This window comes from Streptomyces specialis (genome assembly GCF_001493375.1).
GTDB classification, from domain to species: domain Bacteria; phylum Actinomycetota; class Actinomycetes; order Streptomycetales; family Streptomycetaceae; genus Streptomyces; species Streptomyces specialis.
The window spans coordinates 1-4,004 of record NZ_LN929812.1 but is presented as its reverse complement, the minus strand read 5'-3'; the positions used below and the strand labels follow the sequence as shown (position 1 = coordinate 4,004).

4 protein-coding genes are annotated in these 4,004 nt (G+C 74.3%); 1 reads left to right on the top strand and 3 read right to left on the bottom strand.

From position 1 onward, the window contains the following. A partial coding sequence (locus BN2279_RS07520) for an MFS transporter (RefSeq protein WP_159037101.1) occupies window positions 1-576 on the bottom strand: 576 nt, incomplete at its 3' end. Continuing rightward, entirely contained in the window at window positions 573-956 is a 384-nt protein-coding gene (locus BN2279_RS07515; RefSeq protein ID WP_059007727.1) for a nuclear transport factor 2 family protein, read from the bottom strand. The genes BN2279_RS07515 and BN2279_RS07520, both read right to left, overlap by 4 nt. 115 nt (window positions 957-1,071) lie before the next feature. Between BN2279_RS07515 and BN2279_RS07510 the strand changes: the two genes are divergently transcribed. Then, on the top strand, window positions 1,072-1,716 hold the full coding sequence (locus BN2279_RS07510; protein WP_059007725.1) for a TetR/AcrR family transcriptional regulator: 645 nt from the start codon (window positions 1,072-1,074) through the stop codon (window positions 1,714-1,716). Here BN2279_RS07510 and BN2279_RS07505 read toward each other — a convergent pair. Beyond that, window positions 1,643-3,724 carry a HelD family protein gene (locus BN2279_RS07505; protein WP_059007723.1) on the bottom strand — a complete coding sequence of 694 codons (2,082 nt, stop codon included), beginning with the start codon at window positions 3,722-3,724 and terminating at the stop codon, window positions 1,643-1,645. The two genes, BN2279_RS07510 and BN2279_RS07505, sit on opposite strands and share 74 nt — an antisense overlap. Between the last annotated feature and the right edge of the window lie 280 nt (window positions 3,725-4,004).

Genomic DNA, 4,004 nt, shown 5'->3' with positions numbered 1-4,004 from the left:
GACCAGCGCCAGGGCGGTGGCGGCCGTGGTGACGGCGGCGGCCACGTACACGGCCCGCCAGCCGGCCGCCTCGCCGAGCAGTCCGCCCCGCACCCGGCTGCCGAACAGCCCGAGGTACAGGCCGGTGGCGAGGGTCGCGACCGTGCGGCCGGCCCGGTCGGGCGGGGTCAGCCGGGTCGCCAGCGGGATCAGGATCTGCGGGACGACCGTGCACGCGGCGGCGGCGAACGAGGCGGCGAGCAGCACCGGCAGGCCGGGCGCGGCGGCGGCCACCAGGAGGCAGCCGGACGTGGCGAGCAGCAGCACGGTGACCAGCCGGCGCGGCCGGACGAGGTCGCCGAGCGGAACGAGCAGCAGGATGCCGGTGGCGTAGCCGGCCTGGGCGAGGGTGGCGACCAGTCCGGCGGCGGATTCGGAGATGCCGAGGCTGTCGGCGATGACGGTGATCAGCGGCTGGGCGAGGTAGATGGTGGAGACGCCGACACCGCAGGCGACAGCGAACAGCGCGATGAGCCCCCGGCCGTGGCGCGGCGGTATGCCGTGCGGCGGTGTCCCGTTCGGCGGTATGCCGTTCATGAGGCGAGCTGGGCGCGGAGGACGGCCTGGTCGAAGTAGGCGCGGGCCTCGGCGATGAGGCCGTCGTCGTCCAGGTCGAAGACGTTGATCCCGGACCAGTTGACCGGGCGGCCGGCGGTGGTGAGGGCCGAGCCGTGCCAGGCGACGGCGACCGCGTTGCCCGCCGTGTGGGCCTGGAGCGGGGTGAGGCCGAGGAACGGGCTGAAGCCGGACAGGACCTCGGCGATGAACGCGTGGATCGCCGCGCGGCCCTCGATCGGCGGCTGGCCGACCGGGTCGTGCAGCACGGCGTTCTCGGCGAACGTGGAGGCCCACGCCTCGGCGTCGGCGGCGTGGGAGGCGGTGAAGAACCGCAGGACGGAGGCGGGCATGGCGGGCATGGGCACGACGGTGCGCTCCTCGGGGGTTCCCGGAGTTCCTAACTGGTTGGTTACAACGGGGGTCATCCTGCGCCCGTGGTGGCGTTCAAGTCAACCGGTTAGTTAGATTGGGCTCATGCCGTACGACGCCGAGGCCACCCGGGCCAGGATCATGGAAGCCGCCACCGCCGAGTTCGCGGAGCGGGGCATCGACGGCGCCCGCGTGGACCGTATCGCCGAGCGCGCCGAAGCGAACAAGGCGTCGATCTACAGCTACTTCGGGAACAAGGAGCAGCTCTTCGCCGCCGTCCTCGAACGCCAGATGGGCGAGCTGATCGAGGCGATCCACATCGATCCCCGGCGCGTTCCCGAGTTCGCCGGCGAGCTGTTCGACCACTACCGCGCCCACCCCGAGCTGCTGCGACTGCTGCTGAACGAGGCGCAGTACTACGGCGCCGAGCACTCCTCCGAGGACCCGGTCCGCATCGGGCACTACCGGGTCAAGACCGACGCGCTCGCCGCCGGGCAGCGCTCCGGCCACGTCACCGCCGACCTGCCGCCGTCCCATCTGTTGATGCTGCTGCTCGGCACCGTGGCCTGGTACTACGCCGTGCCCCAGGTCGCGCGGGCGCTGCTCGGCGACGCCGACGACCCCGAGGTCGTCGCCGCCTACCGGGCGTCCGCCGTCGAGGCCGTCCGCCGCATCGTCACCCCGCCGGGGAGGACGCCGGAGCCGGGGTCGCCAGTTCCCGGGGCAGCGGAGCCGCGTGCACGATCGTGAGCCCGGAGACCGCGCGGGTCAGCGCCACGTACAGGCGGCGCAGCCCGGTCCGTCCGTCGGGCTCGCCGGCCACGATCGCGGCCGGTTCGTCCAGCACGACGTAGTCGTACTCCAGGCCCTTGGCCAGCGACGCGGGCACCAGCGTCAGCCGCGCCTCCCGCGAGGTCTCCTCGCCGGGCGCCAGATGGCTCAGCCCCGCCGCCGCCAGCGCGTCCGCCAGCGCCTCGATCCGGGCGTCCGCCGCGATCAGGCCCGTCGATCCCTCGTGCTCCAGCGCCTCCCGGCAGGCCGCCACCACCGCGTCGTCCAACCCGGCCGCGCCGGTCCCGTCCGCCACCCGCCGGACCCGGAGCGAACCGGCCGCCTCCCGGACGGACGTCGCCTCCGCCAGCTCCGGCGCGATGGCGGGCAGCAGCCGTGACGCGTACGCGATGATCTCGCGCGGCACGCGGAACCCCCGCGTCAGCTCCTCGACCACCGCGTCCGGCTTGCCGAGGTGGGCCAGCGCCGCCGCCCAGCTCTCCGTCGCCCAGGGCGTCGTGCCCTGCGCGAGGTCGCCCAGCACCGTCGCCGAACCGGTCGAGCAACGGCGGCCCACCGCCCGGTACTGCATCGGCGACAGGTCCTGCGCCTCGTCCAGCACCACGTGCCCGAGCGATCCGGTGCGTTCGACCAGGTCCTTCGCCTCGTCGATCAGTACGGCGTCGGCGGCCGACCAGCGGGCCGACGCGACGCCGCGCGGCGGCTTCTCCCACAGGATCCCGGCGCGTTCCTCGGGGGTGAGGACGCCCTCGGAGTGCGCGGCGAGGAAGCCGGCGTCGGACAGCAGCCGCAGCACCAGCTTCGCCGGGTCCACCGGCGGCCAGATCTCCTTGACGGCCGCCTTCACGGCGGGCGTGCGGGCCACCGCGTTCTGCGTCCGGTCGTCCGGCGCCTCGCCCGCCTCCTCCATCCGCACCAGCACCGCGTGCGCGATCCGCCGCGGCAGCGCCTCGCGCGCCGAGTTGTACCGGATGTCGCGGTCGAGCAACTCCCGGACGATCTGCTCCAGTTCGTACGCCGGAACGCGCCAGCGCCGCGAGCCGCGCACCACCACGACCGGCTCGGACGGCATCCGCCCGCCCGCCCGCCCCGCCCGCCGCAGCACCCGCGCCATCCGCACGTCCCCCTTGATCCGCGCCGCCGCCGCGCTGTCCGTGCCGCGCACCGGGACGTGCGCCACCAGATCGTCCACGGTGGACTGCCTGACCTCCAGCTCGCCCAGCGCGGGCAGCACCTGTTCGATGTAGCGCAGGAACGAACGGTTCGGCCCGATCACCAGCGTGCCGCTGCGCGCCAGCCGCTCCCGGTGGCTGTACAGCAGGTACGCCACCCGGTGCAGGCCCACGGCCGTCTTCCCGGTGCCGGGCGCCCCCTGCACGCAGACCGTGCCGGAGAGCGCGGCGCGCACGATCTCGTCCTGCTCGGGCTGGATCGTCGCCACGATGTCCCGCATCGGGCCGACGCGCGGCCGTTCGATCTCGCGCTGGAGGAGGGCGCTCGGCCGTTCCTCCTCGCCCTCGCCCGGATCCAGCAGGTGCTCGTCCTCGTACGCGGTCAGCTCGCCGCCGTCGTACCCGAAGCGGCGCCGCAGCCGCACGCCTCGCGGGTCCTGCTTCGAGGCCCGGTAGAACGGCTGGGAGACGGGTGCGCGCCAGTCGATCACCATCGGGTCGCCGCCCGTGTCGTGGACGTGGCGGCGGCCGATGTAGAACCGGTGGCCGTGCTCGCCGTCCGCGTCGAGGTCCCGCAGGTAGTCGAGCCTGCCGAAGAACAGCGGCGTGTCCGCGAGGTCGGCCAGGGACTTGATCCGCTGCTCGATCTCGGAGCGCAGCACCTCGGCGTTGACCCAGTTCGCGGTGACGTCACCGATGTCGAGGGCCTCGGCGTCGGCACGCATCGCGCGCAGCGCGGCGCGGGAAGCGGCCAGGTGATCGCGTTCGGCGTCCAGGGGGGTGCGGGCGGGCACGGCGAAGCCTCCGTTGCTGGAAACGGGTGAGGAGACGCCGCCCGGTTGCCGTCCGGCCGGCTCCGGCCCACGAACGGCCGGAGGCAAGACCCGCGAGCCTAGAACCCCCGCTCCACCCCCGCAAACCGTTTTCCGCGGTGTGACAGTGCCCGGCCGGCACGCTGCCCCGCCGACGCGCCGCCACCCGGCCGGGGGTCTCGGGGTCCGGCCCGCTCACACATCCCGCCCGCCCGCCGGCGCTGCACGACGGAACCCACTTCCGTTCGCCGCCTACCTACCA

Bases quoted from the DNA above. Each gene is read 5' to 3' on its own strand.
- BN2279_RS07515 (WP_059007727.1), bottom strand. From the start codon at position 956: ATGCCCGCCATGCCCGCCTCCGTCCTGCGGTTCTTCACCGCCTCCCAC.
- BN2279_RS07510 (WP_059007725.1), top strand. From the start codon at position 1,072: ATGCCGTACGACGCCGAGGCCACCCGGGCCAGGATCATGGAAGCCGCC.